The sequence below is a fragment of the Pseudactinotalea sp. Z1739 genome (assembly GCF_049725055.1).
GTDB lineage: Bacteria > Actinomycetota > Actinomycetes > Actinomycetales > Beutenbergiaceae > CALKWS01.
In genome coordinates, this window is record NZ_JBMPQA010000009.1 from 148402 (window position 1) to 169986 (window position 21585).

Below are 21585 nucleotides of genomic sequence, written 5' to 3' on the forward strand. Positions count from 1 at the left end.
GGCGCTAGCCCGCTGGCGCGCCGAGGCCCGGCCGCACCCTTGAGGAACAGCCGGGCGTCGACGTTACCCGTGGCGTCTGGCTCAGAAGTCGGCGCATTGGCCCGTGGCGGGCCCGTCGATGTCGTTGACCGCTCCTTCGTCGATCGGAACTGCGGCGTTGTCCTGGCAGACCAGTGGGCCGCGGATCAGGTTGCCGCTGATGATCGCCGGTTCGGGGTGCTCACCCCCAGTCAGTTCCATCGCGCCGTGGATCTCACTGTCGGAGATCCTGACTTCTCCAGTGACGTCCTGAATAGTAACCGCGCCTCGCAGGTCACTGCCGACGACCTGCACCTGAGCGGCACCGGAAACGTCCACCGGCCCACGGACATGGGAGTCGGACATGATCACCGCCGCTTCGGCAGCGATCTGCATACCCCCGTTTATAGTCGCGTCCTCGAGGCAAACAGTGCCACTATCGATGACCAACCCACCATCGTGGGTGCCGCTGATCGCTTCCTCACAGACGGGTTCCGCCCCGTCGATGACCATGCTGTACACGTTGGTCTGGTCGGTAAAGTACAGCGTCCCGTCCTCGGTGATCGCCGAGTACCGGATCCCCGTAGGCCCAAAGGTCCTGAACTCACCGTCGGCGGGGTCGAAGGTGTACAAACGGCCACCGGCGTTGCCATACATCATGGCGTTCCCGGGGTGAAGGTTCATCTCACTGATCCGTCCCCAGATATTCGAGCCGGACAGCCCTGTTGCGACACTTCCGACGAACTCGTGTCCGTGCGGGTCGTACTCCAACAGCGCGCCAGTATCGGCCATCGCCCAGAGTTGGCCGTCGGCGTCGAAGGCGAGGCTGTGGAGGTACTCGGCCCCGTCAACAGGTGTTGAGGTCAGCAGTTCCCGTTCTTCCACGTCCCACACGAACAGTTCAGCGGGGCCATCGGCCGGGTCGCTGTCCAGACCACCGTGCACTCCGGTCCCGCCGTAGACGAGCCCGTCACGGTAGGCCAAGGCGGTGACGCTGTGATCTGGTACAACGTCCTCGTGTATCTGCTGCTCACCGCCGTCGGGGTCGAACAGCACCAAGGCTCCTCCGAGCTCACCGTAGTTCGGCACGGTTCCGGCTGCCGCCAAGTTGCCGGCAGCGATGAGGGCGGAGGTGCGATCCTGTCCTGCCGTGCGGCCGACAGTGAAGAGATGTGCAGGGTTGGTACCCCAGTCCCACTCCGAGAACGCGTCCCCGGTGTAGTAGGAAGCGCCGGGATAGGCTCCGACGACGAGGGAGTCACCCACCGTCGCGAGTGCGTCGGCCTGCCCGGGTCCGTTGAGGGCCTCTAGATCACCGGTGGCGTGATCGACACGAGCCATCACCCCGGAACTGAGGTAGGCACCGGTGTAGGCGTTACCGTCTGGGCCAATATCCATCGACTGGATAGTGGCGGGCGCTCCTTGGATATCGGAATCGATCACCTCACCGTGCTGGTCGTCCAGGTTGAACACCCAAAGCGCCCCGTCCTCGCGGATGCCCAGGAGCGAGGTCCCAGGATAGTCGGGCATATCCAACTCCAGCAGATGCAGGGAGCGAGTATCGGTCAGTTCGCCGCTCAACTCCGACTCGCCCCATCCGATGGAGAAGTCGGAACGGGAGTCGATGTCGAAGCCGCGCACTTCGGAGCCGTCGATGTAATAGAACGCACCCTCATGGTTGTCCTCGGTCCAGGTGCCCAGGCTGTCGACGTCGGTGCAGCACCATTCCCCGGCTTCCAGGTCATAGGCCGCCATACTCGAGTCCCCACCGGGCGAGTACCCCACGAATACGAGATCCTCGTGGCGAACCATGCGGTTGATGAAGTCGGCGTTATCGGTGATGTCGGCGGGGACGTCCAAACGGGAGATCTCGCCGGTGTCGACGTCTACCTCGTTCAACGTGGGGTTGGTGCCCGTACCGACCCAGAGGTTACCGCCAACCTCCTCGAAGCCCCAGGCGTAGGAGGACTGCTCATCGACTGTTCCATAGTCATGGATGTCGCCGCTGTCCAGGTCATAGGAGTAGACCTTGGCATCCGGGTAGGTGGAGCCGTAGAGCGTTCCATCATGGACTAGCAGCGAACGCAGCATCTCCTCGTCGACCACCCTGGTGGCCAATTCTACGAGATCACCGGTGTGCGGATCGTAACTCCACAGCGTGCCGTCATTCGGGGAGCGCACACTGAGGTAAACCATGTCGTCGCTCTCGTCGATGGCGATCGCGGACGCCATGGCGTGGTCGGGGAACTCGTGGCGGTCCAGCGCCTCCCCCGTGCCCAGGTGGACCATGCTCAGGCTCACCGGGTTCCCGTCGTTGAACAGGAATCCCACGGGAGTTCCGTCGTCGAGGACGGTGGCGTCAGCCAGCCGCACGTTCGGGGTATGCATCGCTACGCCGTGGTCGGTGATGTCCAGTGGGGCCTGGTGTGTCAACTCGACCTGGTCGGCGTAGAAACTGGAGACCGAGTTCTGGAGTGAATAGACGAGGATCCCGGCGCTGACGGCCTCCTCCGGTGCGGTGCCGCTCAGGGAAACCCGGACCCACTCCTCTGCTGGCAGGTTTCGGAAATGATCACTGCTCTGGGCTACCTGCTCACCGTCTGCATCGTAGAAGTACAAGTACATCGAAGGAGTGCCGTATTCGACCCAGACGTGGTAGGACGCCTCATACTCCTCCCCGCCGGTGATGTCGATCGGGTCACTGAGCAGGCCGTACGCAACATCGTCCTCGGGGCTATCCATCCAGAAACTGTGCTCGCCGTCGTAGGCAACGTCGTCAACCACGGTGCCTTCGCCGTCTCCAGCGGCACCGAACCGCATTTCCCATCCTGGGATGTCACCGTCGAGCACCGGGTCTTCGAAACTGTGATTCGTGACCTGGAGTTCCTCGCCCGGGAGCCCTTGAGTAGGAGCAAGTGCCCCAGCAGACGCCACGGGCACTGCGAGCAGCACCGCGGCACCGAGCGCGATGGCCGCACGTGATCTGACCTTGGTTCGTTGGCTTCTCGGCTGCATCGCCGTTGTCACTTCCGTTCTTGAAGGATCTTTCGGTTGAAGCGTCACTCCGCTGCGCGCGGGCCGGGCGATGGTCACTCGACCAACTCCGCGCACTGGCCGCCGGTCGGCCCGGTCACGGTGTTCTGTCCGCCCTGGGGCGTTTGCGCGTTCTCCGTGCAGGAAAGCGGACCCGAGATCTCATTGCCCTCCAACGCCACGGTGCCGGTGCTGTCCTGAATACTGACCGGGCCGTTGAAGGCCGAGTCCTCGAGAACGACGTCGTCAGCGCCGGAGGCGTTGAGCGGCCCTTCCAGCGATGAGTTCTCCATGTACACCGAGGCACCGTCATCCACTGTGAGTGGTCCTCGCAGCGTGGCATCAACGATGCACGTGGTGTCCTCGTCCAACGTCAACGGACCGTTGTGCGCGCCTGTGATGGTTTCATCACAGGCAGGCGCCGTAGCGTTGAGTGCGTAGACATTGGTGCTGCCGGCGAAGTAGATCTGGCCGGTTCCGTCCACTGCGGACTCTCGCACACCGCCGTCGACGATCGTCTCGACCTCGTAGTCATCCGGGTTGATCCGGAACAGTGACGACCCGGCGTTGCCGTACACCCAGCCGTCGTGCTCGTAGAGCGACGTGGTCCTGCCCCAGTTGTTGCCCGTGGCCAGTCCTGTCTCGACACGGTCGAGCACTTCACCGGTTTCTGGGTCGGCAGTGAAGACCAAGCCTGTATTGGTCAATGCCCAGACCAGCCCCGAGGAGTCGACAGTGACTTGGTTGATGATGCTGACGTCCTCATCGATGACCTCACTGGAGATCAATGCGGCGCTGTCGACATCCCACAGGAAGAACTCCGCTGCATCGGCCACCGGCGAACTGTCGATACCCCCGTGGATCGAGGTTCCCCCGTACAGCACACCGTCGTGGTGGGCCAGCGACACGATCGACTGACCTTCGACGACGTCGCGATGGAAATCGTAGTCGCCGGTGCGCGGGTCCACGACCGTTAGTGCACCGCCAACCTGGCCGTAGTCGGGCACGCTTCCCACCGCGATCTGCTCGTCCATGGAGGCCATGGCGAAGATGCGGTCCTGGTAGTACGGGGAGCCGCGGTCCAGGTGCAGCACTTCTTGTGCCTGCCCCCACTGCCAACCACCGGCGACAGGGCCGATGTGCACACCTGCACCCGGGTAGGAACTGACCACGAGTTGATCGTCGTGGGTGATGATCGCATCACCTTGTTTGGGCCCGCGGATGTGGTCGATCTCCCCGGTCTGCGGATCGATCCGGCTCATCGCACCGCTGCTGAGGTAGGCACCCATGTAGACCGCCCCGTCGGGGCCCACACCCATCGAGTGTGCCCCGGCCGGGGACCCCAGCACATCAGCATGGACCAATTCACCCTCCTGGGACTCCACGTGGTAATGCCACACCTGACCATCGGTGTTGATTCCGGTCACGATCGGCCCGTCCTCGCCGTCGACTGCGGTCAGGGCGTAGGTGCCCACAGCCTCGGACATCTCCTGCCACAGCCAGGAATCTTCGAACCCGGTGGAGAACGCGGTCTCGCTCTCTACATCGAATCCGGTCACCACATCATCGACCAGGAAGTACACCTTGCCGTCGATCACGTCGGAAACCGGCGTATCGAAAGTCCCCTCGATGACCTCATCGAGCCACCGCTCCTCCTCCAGGTGATATACGGCCATGTCATACCCGCCGCGCGGGGACAACCGCACGAACACATGGTCATCGCGGTGTTCCAGACCGATGAACCAGTCGGCGTTGTCCATGACGTGCTCTGGAGGGAACATCTCGGTGGTCTCCCCGGTGTCGGGGTCCAGACGGAACAGATGCGGCACCGGGCCGGTGCCGGCCCAAACTTCGCCATCGACCAGGCCCAGGGAGAACACGTAGGCGGCATCATCGGTCAGGCTGCCGTAATCGCGCAGTTCACCGGTGTTGGTGTCATACGCCATCACCATGGCATCGGGGTAGGTGCCGAAATACAGCACGCCCTCCTCATCGATCGCCCCGTCGTACAGCACCCGCTGACCTTGCAGATCGACATCCAGATTCGTGATCTCCTCGGACTCCGGATCGAACTGGAACAGCCCCGCATAGGAACCGGTGCGAGCAGTGAAGTACACCTGCCCATCATCAGCCTGGGTCAAGAACCCACCGAGTTCGTAATCCTCCAGCGCCTGGGCATACGACCGCTCCCCGGTAGCAGGATCCACCACGCTGAAGGTGGCCGGCTCACCGTTCGACAGCGCATACACCACCTCGGTCCCATCACTGTCCAAACCGAACTCACCGCTACGGACGTTCGTGCTGAAGATGGCCGGCCCCACCTCCTCGACCTCGAAGTCCGGATGATCAGCCGGCTCCGCCCCCGGTGGGTCGGCTTGGGCCACCCCACCCATCAACGTAGCCAACAGGCCAACCGCCGTCCCGGCTGCAACCAGCCGACGCCGCCTCGGGCCCGGGACCGGAAGGATCGATTTCGTCATTGAGCCTCCTACCTCATTACGCCCGGCTGCCATCGCACGAGCCACCACACAGAGCCCTACGCCCTGAACGCCAGGGACCCACCCACCAAGCCGACTTCCATCCGAACCCGGACCCGGAGCCCAACCCACGCGGCCCGCTCCAACGGTGCGACCACTGACAATGGTCCAGCACCATTCCATGCAATCGCTTGCAGGTCAAGCCCCGCCTCACCGAACCGGCGGGTCGCCGGTCCCTGGCCGAGGCAGGTTGCCGGCCTGCGCGCGGTTCTCTGATCGGTCTCCGAATGGTTGACAGTCCGTCGCGACCATCGGTAGGTTCCCAACTGCAAGCGATTGCAAATGGGCAGGTCCAGCCGTCGACGATGTCATCGGCACGATCTGCTTCACCACGGCGGTGAACGCGGAATGGAGAATCCATGCGACGACGCATCCTGGCATCCGTGGCGGCTATTGCCGCCCTGGGGCTCTTGGCACCGGCGGCAGGCGCCGATGTGGCCGGCCCCGATCAACTCCCCGATGAGACCAGCGAAAACCTGGTGGCCAACCACAGTTTCGAGGAACGCGACGATGAGGGTTGGCCGTCGCACTGGCATCCTATGTGGGCTACCTCGGTCGAGGCGTTCTGGGCCGATGACACCCGGGCCAGCGATGGGTCGTGGAGCATGCGGGTGTTGGATGAGAGCACCGAACGCGGGTATGCGCTGCGCTCGGACTCTATCGACGTCCAGGAGGGCGAACCCTATGAACTGGCCCTGGACGTGTACGTCAACTCCGGCACACTCCAGCCGTCGGTCATCTTCCTCGACGACGACGGGGAGCGCCTCTCACTAGAATACGAACACGTGTCTCCCACGCCTGGCTCGTGGGCGCGGTACTACGTTGACATCACAGCCCCCGAAGGTGCCGCCCAGGGGCAGGTGCTGATCGACACCACCATTGGCGGGGTTTCCGATGGCTGGGTGGACAATGTCTCCTTCCGGCCCAGCGAGAGCGATGACGCCGCCGGGGTCGAAGAGCCCCTGGGCGAGCCGATCCTAGGCGTGACCAATGCCGGGGCCGGATTCACCCAGGACGCGAACGGGCGCAACATCGGCCTCGTCGTAGCCGGAGGCTCACCTTCGCAGTTCAGCGCGGTCGACATTCTCACAGGTGAACTCCTGACCACCGAGGTGGTCGAGGGCAGCACTCTCACCTGGGCCTACGCCACCGCGCCCGATCGCAGAGTGTACGTCGCCACCTCCTCCGGACAGGTCTACGTCTTCGACCCCGATGACCTGAGTTTCGAGCAGTTCGCCGCACAACCCCTGGGAGAGACGTACTTCTGGGACGCCGACACCGACGAGGACGGGACCGTCTACTTCGGGACCTACCCAGGTGGAAAGGTGCTCTCCTACGACCCCGCATCGGATGAATGGCAGGACTTTGGCCAGCAGGTTGAAGACAACTCATACGTGCGCAGCATCGCCGTGGGCGATGGTGAGATCTTCGCCGGTGGTGGAACTACTCCGGCCTTGACCAGGCTCGACATCGCGACCGGTGATGCGACCGAGGTGGCGTTGCCAGCGGGCTACAGCGACCAAGAGTTTGCCTACGACGTCGACCTGGCACAGGACAAGCTTCTCGTCAGGATCACGCCCTCGAACGACATTCTGGTTTACGACCTGCAGACCGAGGAGTGGATCGACACCATCGAGAACGGTGTCGGCTTCGCCGCCTCACCTCCCGTGACGACGACTGACTCAGGGGTGGAGCGCGTCGAAGTGCTCATCCCGTTCGTCGGTGGCGGCATGATCGCTTACGACTTGCAGACACAGGAACGGCGCGACATCTCGATGGATCTCGGCGGCGCATCAACTCGGGGCTGGGGGATCCAAGAGGTCGACCTGGACGGGTTCCCTGGTGAGTCCCTCGTGACCGCCACCAGTAGCGCCGAATTCCACATCTGGAACCCTGAGACCGGAGAGACCAGTAGCGCAGCCACTGATGCTGTAGGCACTCCATTCCAGATCCGTTCCCTCGCCACGGGCCCGGATGGGGATGTGTGGGTGGGCGGCTACGCATCTCCCCCCGGTGTCAGCAGGGTCGATGCCGATACCGGCGAACATGAGCAACTGCCGATGTCCGGTCAGGTCGAGGGAATGATCGCCCACAACGACTACCTCGTGATCGGCACCTATCCCGGTGCGCGACTGCGCACGTATGACACCGGTGAGGCCTGGGACTTCGGCGCTAATCCGGATGACGGGGTCGCGATCGGCCACGGACAGGACAGGCCGGTTGGTTATGCCTCGTCCGGCGAGGAGGTCGTGGTCGGGTCGGTACCGGACTATGGCCAACTCGGTGGCGGACTTTCCATCCTTAGCCCGGATACCGGTGACTTTGAGGTCATCGACGAGCCGATCGAGGACCAGAGTGTGCTCAATCTGGCCTATCGGGACGGAATGTTCTACGGCGGAACCGGCATCTGGGGTGGCCTGGGTGTTGATCCGACGACCTCGGAGGGACGGTTGTTCACGGTCGACCCCCAGAGTCATGAAGTCATCGACTACGGGGTCCCCGTACCGGGCGAGCAGAACATTTCCGGCCTGACGTTCGACGACGAGGGCTACTTGTGGGGCATGACCGCCAACACGATCTTCCAAGTCGACGTTGCCACGATGGAGGTGGTACGCAGCCAGCGCTACTTCAACACCGACGACTCCGCAGCGTACTGGACCACGAGAGACCTGTTCTGGAACGCCGGCACCCTGGTGGGCGTCACCGCTGGAAGACTCTTCGAACTCGACCCGGAAACCTGGCGGCTCACGACCCTGCAGACCGGCCTGCAGAACCTGGCGATCGACCGGAACGGGAGCTACTACTACAACCGCGGTGGGTCGCTGTACCGGTGGGTGCCCGACGACGGCGGTGGCACTCCGGGTACGCCGGTGCAGCAGGTGCAGGTCATCCAGACCGATCTGGCCGCCTACATCGAAGCCGGCGACATTGCCGGACCGGTCGCCCATCAACTGTCCAACGCCTTGGACCAGGCTGTGAACCACCTGGAGGGTGGCCGCCCCGACCCTGCCGCGCAGGCGCTGGAGCGGGTCACCCAGCATCTAGAGAACCCGAAGGAACCTGACACCGTCAGCGAGCAGGCTCAAACCGACCTGCTCGCCCAGGTCCGGTCGGTGCTGGATCAGGTGGGGTGATCGATCGGGATACAAGGGCTTGACCGCATGAAGCGTGGTGGCGCGAGCCGGAGCGGTGCGCGCCACCACGCGCAGATCCGATTCCGATGACAGGAGATCGCATGTCATGGCAAGACAGCACCACGCACCGAAACCTGCGCCCCATGCGCCGCGGGCTGGTCGCCACCGCCGGCACAGCACTGGCCGTAGGCCTGGCGTTCACGCCAGCCGCCGCCACCCCCGGTTCAACTGAGCCCAGCACCTCAGGTGGGCAGACCACCGACCTGGGGGTGGCGATGCACTCGGTCAACGTGCGGCTGTCCGGAGTCGGCGAACTCGCCGACGGCACACCGGTGGGCTATCTGTTCTCCGACGGTGAGCCGGTCAGTTTCAACATGGTCGACCTGCGTGATGGGGAACTGCTGGACCGGCACTACATGGACCCGTACTCCGTGGCCTCAGCGATCGATGCTGCCGAGGACGGCACGGTGCATCTCAGCGTCCGTGGACCTAACGACGGCACCTTGTGGCGCTATGCGCCCGACACCGGGGAACTGACCGAACTCGCCTCTGGTGTCGCCGGTGAGCAGATGCTACGCACCCTCGACTCCCACGGTTCCACCCTGTACGGGGCGACCTATCCGAACGCGAACCTCTTCGCCCTGGACCGGGACACCGATGAGATCACCGAGTTCGGGCGCACCATCCCCGAGGGAGACTATGCCTGGGGGCTGCATGCCGACGACGATGAGGTGTGGGTCGGGGGCGGCACGCCCGCGCAACTCATCTCGATCGACCCCGCCGGAGGAGAGACCACGACGATCGATCTTCCCGAGCCGGTAGCCCAAAGCGGCGAGTTCATTCAGCGCGTCGAGCGCTACGAGGACCTCCGGCTCGTGTCCCACCGCGTCGTGAATGGCGCCACCGCCCACGTTCACGACGGTGAGGAGTGGATCGACTCCCTGCCTGTTGCCGGGATGTGGCACTACACCACTGAGACCGCTGACGGTGCGTTCTACTACCTCGACAGCGATGACGTCGCCTGGGGTTACGACATCGATGAGCGTGAACCGTTCGACATCGGACTGCAGGACTCTGCGATCGCCGAGGAGATCGGGCAGACCAGCCAGGTCTTCCTGGCCGACCTCGGCCTGGCGGAGTTCCCTGGCAGCACCCTGATCGGTGTACGCGCCGACGGTCACATCTGGCGTTACAACCTGGAGACCGGACACGGCGATGTCGTGACCTCCCAAGCCGAAGGCGCACCGGTGACGATCATGTCCCTCGCCCCTGGAGGCGATGGCAAGGTCTACGTCGGTGCCTACCTGAGCCCGGGCGTCATGGCCAGCATCGACCCCGGGACCAATACCGTCACCCAGTTGGACGGACCGGAGCAGGCGGACTCGATCACCGCCCATGACGATCTCACGGTCATCGGGACCTACCCGAACGCCGAGTTCTACACCGCCGAGGCCGACGAGACCTGGGAGTGGGGCACGAACCCCCGCCATGTCCTCACCCTCGGTCGGGACGCGACCGGCCAGGACCGCCCGCGGCACATGATCAGCGCGGGCGACATGGTCGCTGCCGGCACGATCCCCAATTACGGCGAGTTGGGCGGAGCACTCACTTTGTTCGACCCGGTCACCGGAGAGTCCGAGACCCACCGTGCCGTAGTCGAGGACCAGAGCGTCACCGACCTCGCTTACGCCGACGGCGTTGTCTACGGCGGGACGTCGATCCACGGTGGACTGGACTCGACACCCACGCAGGAGACTGCAGAGATCTTCGCTTGGGACGTGCAGGACGGCCTGATCTCCTCGAGCGTGGTTCCCGGTGCCGAAGTCGTGCACAGCATCGAGTTCGACGGCGATGGCCGCCTGTGGGCCATGACGGACGCCGGGGATCTCGTTGAGTACGACACCGTGGAACACGAGATCACCAGCGTGATCGACTCGGGGATCCCGCACTCCAACATCTGGGGAACTGCGGGTGCCCTCACTCACAACCCCGCAGACGGGCACATGTACGGCAATGCCGGTGGCAGGCTCTTCGAGTTCGACCCTGCTCAGGGTCAGGTGGAAGTGCTCGTCTCCTCCGGCGTCCAACGCTCCACAGTTGCCGATTCCGATGTGTTCTACGCCAACGAGACCAACGTCTTCCGCTATCACCTCACAGCGGATGAACCGGTGTGCGATGAGACCATCGAAGGCACGCACCGCGGACCACTGCAACTACGGGATGGCACCACCTGCATCACCGATGCTGACCTTGCAGGCCCGATCACCGTGGCCGAGGGTGCCTCTCTGGTCCTGACAGACTCCACCACTCGGGGGCCGCTGCGCAGCACCGGAGCAGTTGACGTGCACATTCGGGGCAACGAGATCTCCGGCGGGGTGCAGATCACCGGCTCCACCGGTGAGGTCCGACTGGAAGGCAACCAGATCGCCGGGCCGCTGAACTGTTCCGGAAACGACGAGACGCCCGTGGGCGGCCAGAATCAGGTGCAGGGGCCGGCCTCCGGTCAGTGCGCGAGCGTGTCGGACTGACACCTGACTGGGTCGGAGCGGGGCTGAGCCGAGCAGGTCGGCTCAGCCCCGATGGGCTGCGGGGTCCTTGACACCCGCAGCAACTCCTACCCCCGTGGGGCCGAACCTCTAACGCGAGGCCGTGCCGGTGGCGCTTGAGGCCGAAGCGGCGCCGGGATGGCAGTGTCTACTGCGGCCCGGGTATCCAGCGGCTCGGGTATCCCGTGACCGTTTCCAGCGCCCGCGCACACCGAGTTGGAGATGCGGGTGTCCGGCGCCCGGCGGTGTGGGAAAGTCGAGGCCATGACGCACAAGATCGTGGTGATAGGAGCAGACGCTGCCGGTATGGCCGCGGCGCACCAGGCGTTGCGAGCGGCCCGGCGAACCGGCCGCGAGGTCTCGATCGTGGCCTACGAGGCCACATCGCACACCTCTTACAGCGCATGCGGCCTGCCCTACCTGGTGGCCGGGCAGGTGGACTCCCAAGAAGCGCTGGTCGCGCGGACCGCAGAGCAGCACCGCGCCGCCGGGATCGACCTGCGGATGGGCACGCGGGTGACCGCCGTGGACCTCGATGCGCGGACCCTGACGGCGCAGGGCCACCACGGGGTTGAGGAGACCGGCTACGACGATCTCGTCATCGCCACGGGCGCTGCACCGGTCGTGCCGGACTGGGCTCAGGATGAGGACGGCGACCCGCTGCCGGGGACGGGCGCGGTGTCCACGCTCGACGATGGCCGGGAGTGGTTGGACCGGATGGCGGCGGGCGGTGACGTGATCGTTGCCGGCGGTGGCTACATCGGCCTGGAGATGGTCGAGGCAGCGCTGGCGCGCGGACACCGGTGCACGCTCCTGACTCGCGGTCGGTTCATGCACACTCTCGACTCGGAGATGCGCCAACGGCTCGTCGAGACCATGCGCAAGGCAGGGGTGGACGTCCGCGAGGGGGCCGAGGTGACCGGACTGGACGTTGAGGCCGGCCGCGTCACCGGAGCGCGGACCGCCGACGGGCAGCATGTACCGGGCGAACTGGTGGTGCTTGCGATGGGCCTGTCTCCTCGAACCGAACTGGTCTCCGGGCAGGTGCCGCTGGGCCGTCGGGGTGGGCTGCTGCCCGACTCTCGGGGCCGCGTCGACCCTGCGCGCGGGGTGTGGGCTGCCGGCGACTGCTGCGAGGTGCACCACCGGCTACTGGACGAACCCCACTTCTTGCCGCTGGGCACGCACGCCAACAAGTTGGGTCGGGCGATGGGTGACAATCTCGCTGACCCTGACAGCCGGCTCACCTTCGACGGGGCCCTCGGCACAGCGATTACCCGCTTCGTCGGCGGTGACCAGTACCTCGAGATTGCGATGACGGGCCTGACCGAGGAAGTTGCGGGCGAGGCGGGGCTGGACGTCCTCGCGGCCACGCTCGAGGGCAACACGGCGTCGGGCTACATGCCGGAGGCCGAGCCGATCGCGATCAAGGTGGTGGCGGAACGCAGCACGCGGCGGTTGCTCGGCGCCCAGATCATGGGCGGCCACGGGGCGGGCAAACGCATCGATGCGGCAGCCGCCACGCTTTGGCTGGGTGGCACCGTCGACGATCTGGCGTGGATGGACCTGGCCTACGCGCCCCCCTTCGCCACTGCGTGGGAAGTGCTCTCAGTCGCTGCCCGGCGCGTTGCAGAGCGGCTCTGACCAACGCCACGCGTGCGGCTGATCTGTCATGGCCGCCACGTGGTCGAGCGACGGGCGACCTCGAAGACCGCCTCAACCTCGCGTGCGTTGAAGCGTGCCGGTAGACCCGCCAGGTACCGGCTGATGCGCCTGCGCGGCACGACGGCGACGCGGCCGTCCTCGGGCTGCCGCTTCACGGTCAGGCCCCGCTGCGCGCCTACAACGGCAACGACTCCGACGGCATCGACAGGGAACCCGACTTGCTCGCTCAGCAGCCGTGCCGCTCGCCGCGCCTCGTGGCGGCTGTTGCGAATGTAGGGCACACGTTGCCCGTTGACCATGAACGTGTTGCCGCCAACCCAGACCGAGTCGTGCGGATGGTACTTCGTGTTCACTGTGAACACGCCGGTCGGGCCGATCACGACATGGTCGATGTCCGAGCCGCGCTCCCCGACAGGCACGGCGTGAAGGACACGCCACTGCCCGCCGAGCAAGGAGAGTTGCTCGGCCACGGCTTGTTCGCCGTCGGCGCCGATACGCCACGCCCTCTCCTGCGTCCTCGCTCCCACGAAGCGGGCAAGCCAATGCCGCACGCTACCCTGCGCCTCGCGCTCGGCTAGAGCGCGCTCTCGGGCTGCGGCTCCGGGCTGGTTGGCGCTTAGGTCCCATACCGGTGGCGGTGCCGAGTACTGGGCTGACACGACGGGCGCCGCACTTGCCGGATATGGGTCCCAGGTGGGCGTTGACGACGACGGGGCGGGCGCAGGCGGATAGGGCTCCCGCCGCACGGGCTTGAAGTTCGGCACCGCGACTGGTGCGCTCCGCCCGTGGGGCTCTGCGAGCGCCGCCTTCAGCAACGGCAGATTGGCCAACGTATCGGCGTGACATCTGCCCGTCTTGAGGTCGAGGTAACCGAGGGCTGCGCCGTCCGGCGTTGCGACGTACAGGCGGTCATGGCCATAGCGAGCCCACCGCCGGACGATCCACTTCGTCATGTCCACTTCCCCCACCAGCGACCGTGCGGCGGGATGGCGACCCGTGCGTTCCGCGGCGTCATCATCGGCATTGCACGAACAAGATGCACATTTCGTCATCCGTAGATTACTGCGCCAACCGGGTCGCGAAGGCTGTTTCGGCAGTTTGAGGTGCAACTGCTGGACAACGAGATCGCATCCACTCACGCCCCGTACAGTCCCGAAGCCGCCCGGGTGAACCGCACCTGTCCGTCCCGCACCGTCACCAGGTCGTGTGAGCGGGCGGCCAACTCCTCGTTCGCGCCAGGAGCGTACTGCCTGCTGTTGTACTCCAGGTGCGGCCAGGTCACCTGCAGCGCGCTCGCCAGGCCGATGGAGTGCTCCAGTGCCGCACCCGTAGTGGTCAGGTCCTGGATGACGATGTCCAAGCCCCGCGAGCGGGCGACGGCGTAGGTCACTATCGCGTGGCTCTGCCCCTTGGATGCCTTGATGACTACGCCCGACCACCCCTGGGCCACCAGTTCATCGAGTTGGCTCAGCCGGGAGTAGCCCTCATCCATCAGCACCGGGGCACGCCTAGCGAGTGCCTTCATCTGGTCGGGATCGAGGTCGACGTCGCGCGGGAAGGGTTGCTCCAGATAGGTGATCGCGGCAGCAGCGCGGGGCGAGTGGGCACTGAGTTCATCGAGCATCTGCTCCAGTTCGGCCACGCTGTCGTAGGCCTCGTTGGGGTCGATGGACAGGCTCACATCGTCCCGGGAAGCACTACCGACGCGGTAGACCGCGGCGATCCGCTCAGCATCGGCCGACGGTGACCCCTGCAGTTTCAGTTTCAGATCCTTGATGCCCTCAGCCTCCATCCAGGAGGTGAGGCTGCGCGCGCCGGGCTCGGCCTCGGCCTCGGTCAGCGGGTCCCCCACTCCGAGGACATGCTGCACCGGGATGGTGCCCCGCGGCTCGCCGAGGTGTTCCCCCGGGTAGGTGCCGGTCAGCCCTGCCCAACCCAGGTCCTCGTTCATGTGCTCCTCGGTGTACATCTCATAGACGGACCGTCCGGCCGCTCGGGCCCAGGCGTCGTGAACCGCGTTGTCGACCGCGGCCAGGGCCAGCAGTCCGCCCAAACGCGGCACCGGGGGCGATCCGGCCAAGCGTGCGGCCAGCGCCAACGTCTCATCCAGGCGGTCATAGATCGGGCGCCAGATGTCGAAGGGGTCGCCGCTCACTCCCTCCAGTACCTGGTCGGCGAAGGTATGCACCAGCCCTCGCAGTACTTGGTCGCGTGCCGCGATGTCGGGATCGGGCCGGGGCCATGCCCAGGGCACCGAGAGCATGCTGGCCCCCAGTCCGGTTGCTGTGCTCCCATCCCGCGCCAGGACGTCCAGGTGCACCACCGCGGCGGTGAAGTGGGTCATCGGTCGCCCGGAGATGACGAACGGCGGATCGAGCGCAACATCGATGAACTCCACCCGGGCGTTCACCGCTCCGATGTCGCTGGCGCGGGCCTGCCCCATCAGGAGAGCCGATCGTAGATCTCGGCGGTCACCTCGTGCTCGAGGTCGTCGCCGCGCAGGAACCGTTCGATCTCGGCAACCACGGTGGCTCCCTGGGCGAACCGGGCCTCCACAGTCCCGCCGGCCACATGGGGTGTGAGCAGCACGTTGGGCAGTCCGAACAAGGGGCTATCAGAGGGCAGCGGCTCGGCATCGAAGACGTCCAGGCCCGCATTGATCCGTCCGGACGTAAGCTCTGCGATCAGGGCCGCCTCATCAGTGATGGCCGAGCGTGCGGTGTTAATGAAGGTGGCACCATCGCGCAACAGCCGGAGGGTCTCGGCGCCGATCAGGCCGCGGGTCTGGGGAGTGACCGGGGCGTGCGCCGCGACCACATCGCTGGTGGCGAACAACTTGTCCAGGTCTACCAACTGCACGCCCAGGGCCTGTGCGTCCTCGACGGAGACATAGGGGTCATAGGCACTGATGCGCTGCACTCCCAGGCCTCGGAGCATACGGACGTAGTGGCGTCCGGTGCGGCTCAGCCCCACGATGCCGATGTGCTGGGCCTGGATGCTCCTGCCCAGCATGCCGGTGCCACCGGCGACCCAGTCGCGGGTGGTCTGCAGGCCGCGGTCATGGGTGTGCAGGTTCCGCAGCAGCGCGAGGGTCAAGGTCAGCGCCATCTCGGCGACCGGAAGCGCCATCGCCGCGGCCCCGCCCTGGGCCACGCGCAGCCCGCTCTCCAACACGGACTTGGGGAACAGTCCTCGGATGGTGCCGGCGGTGTGCACGGCCAGGCGCAGCCGGGACCCGTGTACCAGTGCTGGGTCGAAGGGCTCGGTGCTCCAGGAGGTGACCAGCACGTCGGTGGTGTCAGCCAACTCCCCGGGCAGCGCCATCTTGCCCTCGCCCTCGGCGAACCTCACCGTCCCGAGCCGTTTGAGCGCGTCCGTGGTGGCCGTGTCGAAGAGCTTGGCGTACTCGTCGGGTCGGATGGCGACGTAAATATGCGGATCGTTGGGCATGGCTCCACTTCCGGCGGTCCTGGGACAGATGCCAGCCTATCGCAGAAGGTGCAATCGCTTGCAGTGTGTGCAATAGCCCCGAAGGGAGGGACGCTTGCACTCCAGTGCCAGATGTCCCGGAGGGGCGGGGACGATCGCAGGAGGAAGAACCGTGCGGGCTCGCCACGGCGGGGCCGGACTGTGGCTCGCAACCAGGGTGAAGCAGCCATCCCTGCCAACCCGCAGATCGCACTCGGCCTCCTTGACGTGCAAGCGCTTGCAGACAACACTGGGCTTCGTACCTCTTCCCCCTGTTAAGGACAAGGTCATGCGCGTCGGCTTCGTCGGCACCGAGAACTCCCACGTCAAGCACTTCATCCGTTTCCTCAACCTCGAAGACCGTCACCCCGGTCACCGCGCTGTAGCCCTGGCCGGTGGCCGCAGCGAGCACAACATCGAACTGGCCGAGTACGGCGGTCTGGACGTCATCGTCGAGGACCCGGCCGACCTGCTCGGCCACGTCGATGCCGCCATCGTGTGCAACCGGGACGGTGGCCTGCACCGCGGCGCGGCCGAACCGCTGCTTCGCGCCGGGCTACCGGTGCTGGTGGACAAGCCGCTGGCCACCACGATCGAGGATGCTGCAGCGCTGCTGAACGTTGCACAGGACAGCGGCAGCACCCTGGTTTCGGCTTCGGCGCTGCGGTTCGTACCGGAGATCTCCCAGTTCACCACCGACCACGCCGAGCATGGCCCGCTGCGCCACGTGCACGTCGTCGGCCCGGCCGACCCGGACAGTGAGTACGCCGGGCTGTTCTTCTACGGCATCCACCACGTCGAGACCGCGCTGCAGATCCTGGGCAACCCGGTGCTGCGACCCGGCGACCTGAGCGTGCAGGCCCGGCGCGAAGGTGACACCGTCTGGGCCACGACCACCATCGGTGGCGCCGCCGTGACCTTCACGTTCGTGGTGCCGCAGGACGATGGCCGCGTGCCCTTCCACGCCACCGCCATCCACACCCGCGGCGTGATCGCCAGCGAACTCAGTTTGGGGCCGGACTACAACGCCCCGGCGTTGGACTCGTTCATCGAGGCAGCACAGGCAGGCAAGCCCGCGTTGAGCGCCGAACAACTCCTGTCCCCTGTCGTCGTCCTGACCGCTATCAACGAGGCCCTGGAGGGCGCCCGATGAGCACCGGATCCGACCACCTCACCATCGGCGTGATCGGCCTGGGCATCATCGGCCGCCAGCACGTGGAACGATTCACCGCTGCCGATACCCCGGTGCGCCTCGCCGGTGTCTATGACACCAACGAAGCCCTGGTCCAGCAGTTCGCCCGGACCCACGACGTGCCGGGGGTTAGCAGCGTGGAGGAACTCCTCGCCCTGGAGGACATGGATGCAGTGGTGATAGCGGTCCCGTCGGGTCTGCACCGCGACCTGACCATCACCGCGCTGCAAGCCGGCAAGCACGTGCTGTTGGAGAAGCCGATCGACATCTCCGTGGCGGCTTCCGATGAGATCCTGCAGGCCGCCCGCGCCTCGGGCACGGTGCTCTCGGTGGTCAGCCAGCGCCGGTTCGCCCCGGCCAACCAGTACATCAAACAACTCATCGACGACGGCGGGCTGGGACGCATCACCTCGGCGGCCATCGAGGTCCCGCTGTGGCGCACTCAGGAGTACTACGACTCCGCCGGTTGGCGCGGCACCTGGGCGATGGATGGCGGCGGGGCTCTGATGAACCAGGGGGTGCACCTGGTGGACCTGGCGCTGTGGCTGCTGGGAGACGTTGAGGAGGTCTACGCCCACACCGGGCTGCTCGCCCACGAGCGGATCGAGGTCGAGGACACCGTGACCATCACCGCCCGGTTGAAGAGCGGAGCGTTCATGACGTTCCTGGCCACGACTGCAGCCCACTCACCGCCGCAGATCCGGGTCAACATCATGGGTGATCGAGGCTCGATCGTGACGGTCAAGGAGGAGATCACGCACTACGAGACCGTCGACGGCGCCCAGAAGCCCGACCTGGAAGTGCTACCGCTGGAGGAGAGCGAACTGTCGGAGACCGAGCACCTGCAGCACCGCCAATTGCTGGACTTCGTCCAAGCGGTTCGCAATGACGCAACCGCGCTGGTCACCCCGGAGCAGGCCCGCAACGCCGTGGCCTTCATCGAGGCGGTGTACGAATCCGGGCGCACCGGTCAGCCAGTCCGCCCGGCGCCGCTACCAGAGTAGCTGGACGACGGCGACACATCGGCCTGGGAGTCATCTCCCCACGCGTCAAGCCAGCAGGTAATCGACCCTTGACGTGGCACCACACACATTCATAGGGTGCACGCCAGCAAAGGTTTTCTCACGTCGATCGCTCCCCAAAGGTGAAGGAGATTGATGATGCAGGCCAGCACCAACCGCCACGACGCTTGGCACGCGGGACGTTCCGTCGGACCATACGCGCTGAGCCGTCGAGGCTTCTTCGGCGGGGCACTCGCCCTAGGGCTGGGCCTCGCGGCCGCGGCCCCTACCTGGGCTGGGCCCTCAGGGCGAACGGCCTCGACGAGCGCCGCCAGTGGCGTGAACCTGCTGCCGAACGGGGGTTTCGAGGACGTTGCTGACGGGATGCCAACAGAGTGGCAACTGTTCAGCCCGGACTCGGCCCCGCACATCGCCTCCTCCCAGCAACACGTGCGGAGCGGTGAGTGGAGCGTGCAACTGGATGACCCAGGCGCCTCGCAGACAGCGGGACTGCGCAGCGCGCTCGTCGAAGTTGACGCCGGTCAAACCTACGAGGCGTCGGTCTTCATTTACTCGGACTCCGGCGAACCGAGCCTGTACCTGGAGTTCTGGGACAGCCAGGAGAACAGAATCTCCTCGCAATTCCATATCAGCAGGCTCGTCGGCAGTTGGCAACGGGTCGACCTTCGCGGGACCGCACCGCAAGACGCCACCCATGCCAGCCTGCTGGTCTATTCGTCAGCCTCGAACGTCGGCACGAGTTACTTCGACGACGCCGCGATCCACGAGGTGACAGCCTTGGGGGTGGAGCGATTCGGTCCCGCCATGCTCACTGCAGCGGTACGGGGTGCGGTCGTCCTGGACGACAGCGTCTTCATCAGTTCCCGGTTCAACACGCCGGACGAGCGGCTGCGCCTCGGCGAGTTCGACGTCAGCAGTGGTGCAGAGCGAGCCGTGATCGATCTCGACATCGACAGTTCCGGAGGACACGCGCTTGCAACCGACGGGCGGTACATCTATGTCGGTCCAGCGGGAAACGAGCACATCTGGCGCTTCGATCCCCTGACGCAGGAGGCCCGAGCCTGGGCACACGCCGGCTCGGCCAACACCTGGTACTACGACATGAGGGTGGATGGCGACCATCTCTACATCAGCACCTACCCCGACTGCATGGTCAAGCGCGTCAGCCTCTCCGACGCCTCAGTGGACACCTACGGCCGCGTCTCGGATTCGCTGTACGCGACCGCGGTCGCGGTTGATGAGGAGTACGTCTATGGCGGCTCGGCTTCACCTGGGCGCCTGCTCCGGTGGCCCAAGGAGGGCGGAGAGCCCTTCGACCTGAGCCCGCACCTGAGCGAGTCTCCGGTGGGCATCCTGGGGTTGGCGTTCAGCGCCGGACACCTGTATGTCGCGAGCGGACGCCAGTTGATCTCGGTGCGCTCCGACGGTTCCGAACGGGTGGTTCGGGAGGTGTCGGCGGAGGATCGCTATATCGACCAACTGAGCGTCGCCGCCGACGGTACGGTCTACGCGCTGGCCAGGATGACGACGAACCATTACCGGGTCACGCCAACTGGCCTGGAGAACGTCGGCCAACCCGCTGACAACATGGAAAACCAGATGCTCCAGGCGATGCCGGACGGACACCTCGTGGGGGTAAGCGGGCTCGGGCATATCTGGAACCTCCAACCGGAGGGTGGCGCCGAGGTGTGGCACACAGCCACACGGGGCTTCGGGTATCCCGAGGTCGCCCAGTCCATGTTCCTGGGCAGTGATGGCCAGGTGTGGGTCGGCGGTCACTATGCGATGACGGTGCATCATCCATCGACGGGCGAGAGTTGGCGGTTCGACGTCGATGGGGAGCCCAAGGCCCTCGCCGAAGGCCCGAACGGCACCATCTATGCCGGCCTCTACCCCAGTGGCACTATCGCGGCCATCGAGCCGGACAGCCGCGAGATCACGGTGCTGGGCACTTTGGGGAACGCGCAGATGCGTACGCGGGCCCTGCACACCGACCCGGATCGAGGGCAATTGCTCGTCGCCTCCGGGCCCTCCGGGGGGCTGCACACCGGGGCCCTGACGTTCGTCGACCTGGAGTCCGGTGAGTTCGACGTCCGTCGCGACTACCTCCCCGAGCAGGCGGTCATGGCAATAGCGGTCGACGGCACCACGGCCTACATCGTCGGTGATACGTACGGGGAGTCGACTCCGGGCCCGATCCGGTCGGCAGCACAGGTGGCAGCGGTGGATCTCGACACCCGCGAGTTGCTGTGGCGTGAAGAACTGCGCAGCGAGTGGCTCTCCTACGAGGACGTGATGGTCAGCGACGGCGTGCTCTACCTGATGGGCCGGCGGCCGCAGGGCCTCTGGTTCGCATACGACCTTGCCGCGCGGGAGGTCGTGATGGAAGGCGACCTCGGAGGCTACGGAGCATTCGGTTCGGCGGAGGGGCGGGTGTTCACCTGGGTGCACTGGGCGGATGAAATCCGCGAACTTCCCTCCGGACGGAGCGAGGATGGACGCCTCTTGCACCACGAGGTCCCCGGTGGCTGGTACAACAATCCCGAGTTCAACCTCACCCGGGGCGGCATGAACACGTGGGGAATGCACGGCACCGACCTGGCTCTCTTCGAGTTGGGAGCAGAACTCCCTCCGCTGGAAATCGACGAGGTCCGGGACCTGGTCGAGGATGCAAGCGAGGATGGTCGCCTGCGCAACCCGTTGCAGTCCCAGATGGTGAACACCCTTCGCGAGGCCGCCCAGCATCAGGAGAACGGCCGCGCAACTCGGGCGGGTCAGTCCATCCAGCGCGCACTAGACCGGTTGCGCGCCGAGCAGCACGCCGACGCGATCGATCCCTCGCTTCGCGAGGAACTCATCGAACACCTGGAGGAGCTTATCTGACCCTTCATCACCGGCACCGCCGCTCCACCGGCACCGCCGACCTCCCCGTCGTCGACAGGCCCTGCGTGACATAGGCGGTAGTGACAG

At 65.7% G+C, this 21585-nt stretch carries 12 protein-coding genes; 7 read left to right on the forward strand and 5 right to left on the reverse strand.

Annotated elements, in window-relative coordinates; all coding sequences use genetic code 11:
- Positions 1-81 precede the first annotated feature (81 nt).
- On the reverse strand, positions 82-2760 hold the full coding sequence (locus ACO0LV_RS13095; RefSeq protein WP_424788351.1) for a hypothetical protein: 2679 nt from the start codon (positions 2758-2760) through the stop codon (positions 82-84).
- A gap of 9 nt (positions 2761-2769) precedes the next feature.
- Here ACO0LV_RS13095 and ACO0LV_RS13100 point away from each other — a divergent pair, with 9 nt between their 5' ends.
- On the forward strand, positions 2770-3000 hold the full coding sequence (locus ACO0LV_RS13100; RefSeq protein ID WP_424788352.1) for a hypothetical protein: 231 nt from the start codon (positions 2770-2772) through the stop codon (positions 2998-3000).
- Positions 3001-3107: 107 nt separating this feature from the next.
- Here ACO0LV_RS13100 and ACO0LV_RS13105 read toward each other — a convergent pair whose 3' ends face one another.
- On the reverse strand, positions 3108-5531 hold the full coding sequence (locus tag ACO0LV_RS13105) for a hypothetical protein (RefSeq protein WP_424788353.1): 2424 nt from the start codon (positions 5529-5531) through the stop codon (positions 3108-3110).
- Between the two features lie 416 nt (positions 5532-5947).
- Between ACO0LV_RS13105 and ACO0LV_RS13110 the strand changes: the two genes are divergently transcribed.
- The 3 genes from ACO0LV_RS13110 to ACO0LV_RS13120 all read left to right on the forward strand — a co-directional run bounded on the left by ACO0LV_RS13110 (position 5948) and on the right by ACO0LV_RS13120 (position 12912).
- Positions 5948-8722, forward strand: a complete 2775-nt coding sequence (locus ACO0LV_RS13110) for an FIMAH domain-containing protein (protein ID WP_424788354.1) — start codon at positions 5948-5950, stop codon at positions 8720-8722.
- 101 nt (positions 8723-8823) lie between these two features.
- Positions 8824-11250, forward strand: a complete 2427-nt coding sequence (locus ACO0LV_RS13115) for a hypothetical protein (RefSeq protein ID WP_424788355.1) — start codon at positions 8824-8826, stop codon at positions 11248-11250.
- Positions 11251-11532: 282 nt separating this feature from the next.
- Positions 11533-12912 (forward strand): FAD-dependent oxidoreductase, encoded by a 1380-nt coding sequence (locus tag ACO0LV_RS13120; RefSeq protein ID WP_424788356.1) that lies wholly within the window; start codon positions 11533-11535, stop codon positions 12910-12912.
- A gap of 26 nt (positions 12913-12938) precedes the next feature.
- Here the strand turns inward: ACO0LV_RS13120 and ACO0LV_RS13125 are convergent, their stop codons facing one another.
- The 3 genes from ACO0LV_RS13125 to ACO0LV_RS13135 all read right to left on the reverse strand — a co-directional run bounded on the left by ACO0LV_RS13125 (position 12939) and on the right by ACO0LV_RS13135 (position 16383).
- Entirely contained in the window at positions 12939-13886 is a 948-nt protein-coding gene (locus ACO0LV_RS13125; RefSeq protein ID WP_424788357.1) for a nuclease-related domain-containing protein, read from the reverse strand.
- Positions 13887-14068: 182 nt separating this feature from the next.
- Positions 14069-15376 carry an enolase C-terminal domain-like protein gene (locus ACO0LV_RS13130; protein ID WP_424788358.1) on the reverse strand — a complete coding sequence of 436 codons (1308 nt, stop codon included), beginning with the start codon at positions 15374-15376 and terminating at the stop codon, positions 14069-14071.
- Positions 15376-16383 carry a hydroxyacid dehydrogenase gene (locus ACO0LV_RS13135; RefSeq protein WP_424788359.1) on the reverse strand — a complete coding sequence of 336 codons (1008 nt, stop codon included), beginning with the start codon at positions 16381-16383 and terminating at the stop codon, positions 15376-15378. Before ACO0LV_RS13135 ends, ACO0LV_RS13130 begins: the two co-directional genes overlap by 1 nt.
- A 307-nt stretch (positions 16384-16690) precedes the next feature.
- Here ACO0LV_RS13135 and ACO0LV_RS13140 point away from each other — a divergent pair, with 307 nt between their 5' ends.
- From ACO0LV_RS13140 to ACO0LV_RS13150, 3 genes are all read left to right on the forward strand, one after another.
- Positions 16691-17554: a Gfo/Idh/MocA family protein gene (locus ACO0LV_RS13140; RefSeq protein ID WP_424788360.1), complete on the forward strand. Its 864-nt coding sequence runs from the start codon at positions 16691-16693 to the stop codon at positions 17552-17554.
- A complete protein-coding gene (locus tag ACO0LV_RS13145) occupies positions 17551-18597 on the forward strand; it encodes a Gfo/Idh/MocA family protein (RefSeq protein ID WP_424788361.1) in 1047 nt (348 codons plus the stop codon). The genes ACO0LV_RS13140 and ACO0LV_RS13145 overlap by 4 nt, the downstream gene beginning before the upstream one ends.
- Positions 18598-18933: 336 nt before the next feature.
- Positions 18934-21498 carry an FIMAH domain-containing protein gene (locus tag ACO0LV_RS13150; RefSeq protein ID WP_424788362.1) on the forward strand — a complete coding sequence of 855 codons (2565 nt, stop codon included), beginning with the start codon at positions 18934-18936 and terminating at the stop codon, positions 21496-21498.
- Positions 21499-21585: the final 87 nt, after the last annotated feature.

What these genes read in the sequence shown, in the direction of transcription:
- ACO0LV_RS13115 (WP_424788355.1), top strand. Translation starts at nt 8,824, where the DNA reads ATGTCATGGCAAGACAGCACCACGCACCGAAACCTGCGCCCCATGCGC.
- ACO0LV_RS13130 (WP_424788358.1), bottom strand. Translation starts at nt 15,376, where the DNA reads ATGGGGCAGGCCCGCGCCAGCGACATCGGAGCGGTGAACGCCCGGGTG.
- ACO0LV_RS13140 (WP_424788360.1), top strand. Translation starts at nt 16,691, where the DNA reads ATGCGCGTCGGCTTCGTCGGCACCGAGAACTCCCACGTCAAGCACTTC.
- ACO0LV_RS13145 (WP_424788361.1), top strand. Translation starts at nt 17,551, where the DNA reads ATGAGCACCGGATCCGACCACCTCACCATCGGCGTGATCGGCCTGGGC.
- ACO0LV_RS13120 (WP_424788356.1), top strand. Translation starts at nt 11,533, where the DNA reads ATGACGCACAAGATCGTGGTGATAGGAGCAGACGCTGCCGGTATGGCC.
- ACO0LV_RS13110 (WP_424788354.1), top strand. Translation starts at nt 5,948, where the DNA reads ATGCGACGACGCATCCTGGCATCCGTGGCGGCTATTGCCGCCCTGGGG.
- ACO0LV_RS13095 (WP_424788351.1), bottom strand. Translation starts at nt 2,760, where the DNA reads ATGGATAGCCCCGAGGACGATGTTGCGTACGGCCTGCTCAGTGACCCG.
- ACO0LV_RS13105 (WP_424788353.1), bottom strand. Translation starts at nt 5,531, where the DNA reads ATGACGAAATCGATCCTTCCGGTCCCGGGCCCGAGGCGGCGTCGGCTG.
- ACO0LV_RS13125 (WP_424788357.1), bottom strand. Translation starts at nt 13,886, where the DNA reads ATGACGAAGTGGATCGTCCGGCGGTGGGCTCGCTATGGCCATGACCGC.
- ACO0LV_RS13135 (WP_424788359.1), bottom strand. Translation starts at nt 16,383, where the DNA reads ATGCCCAACGATCCGCATATTTACGTCGCCATCCGACCCGACGAGTAC.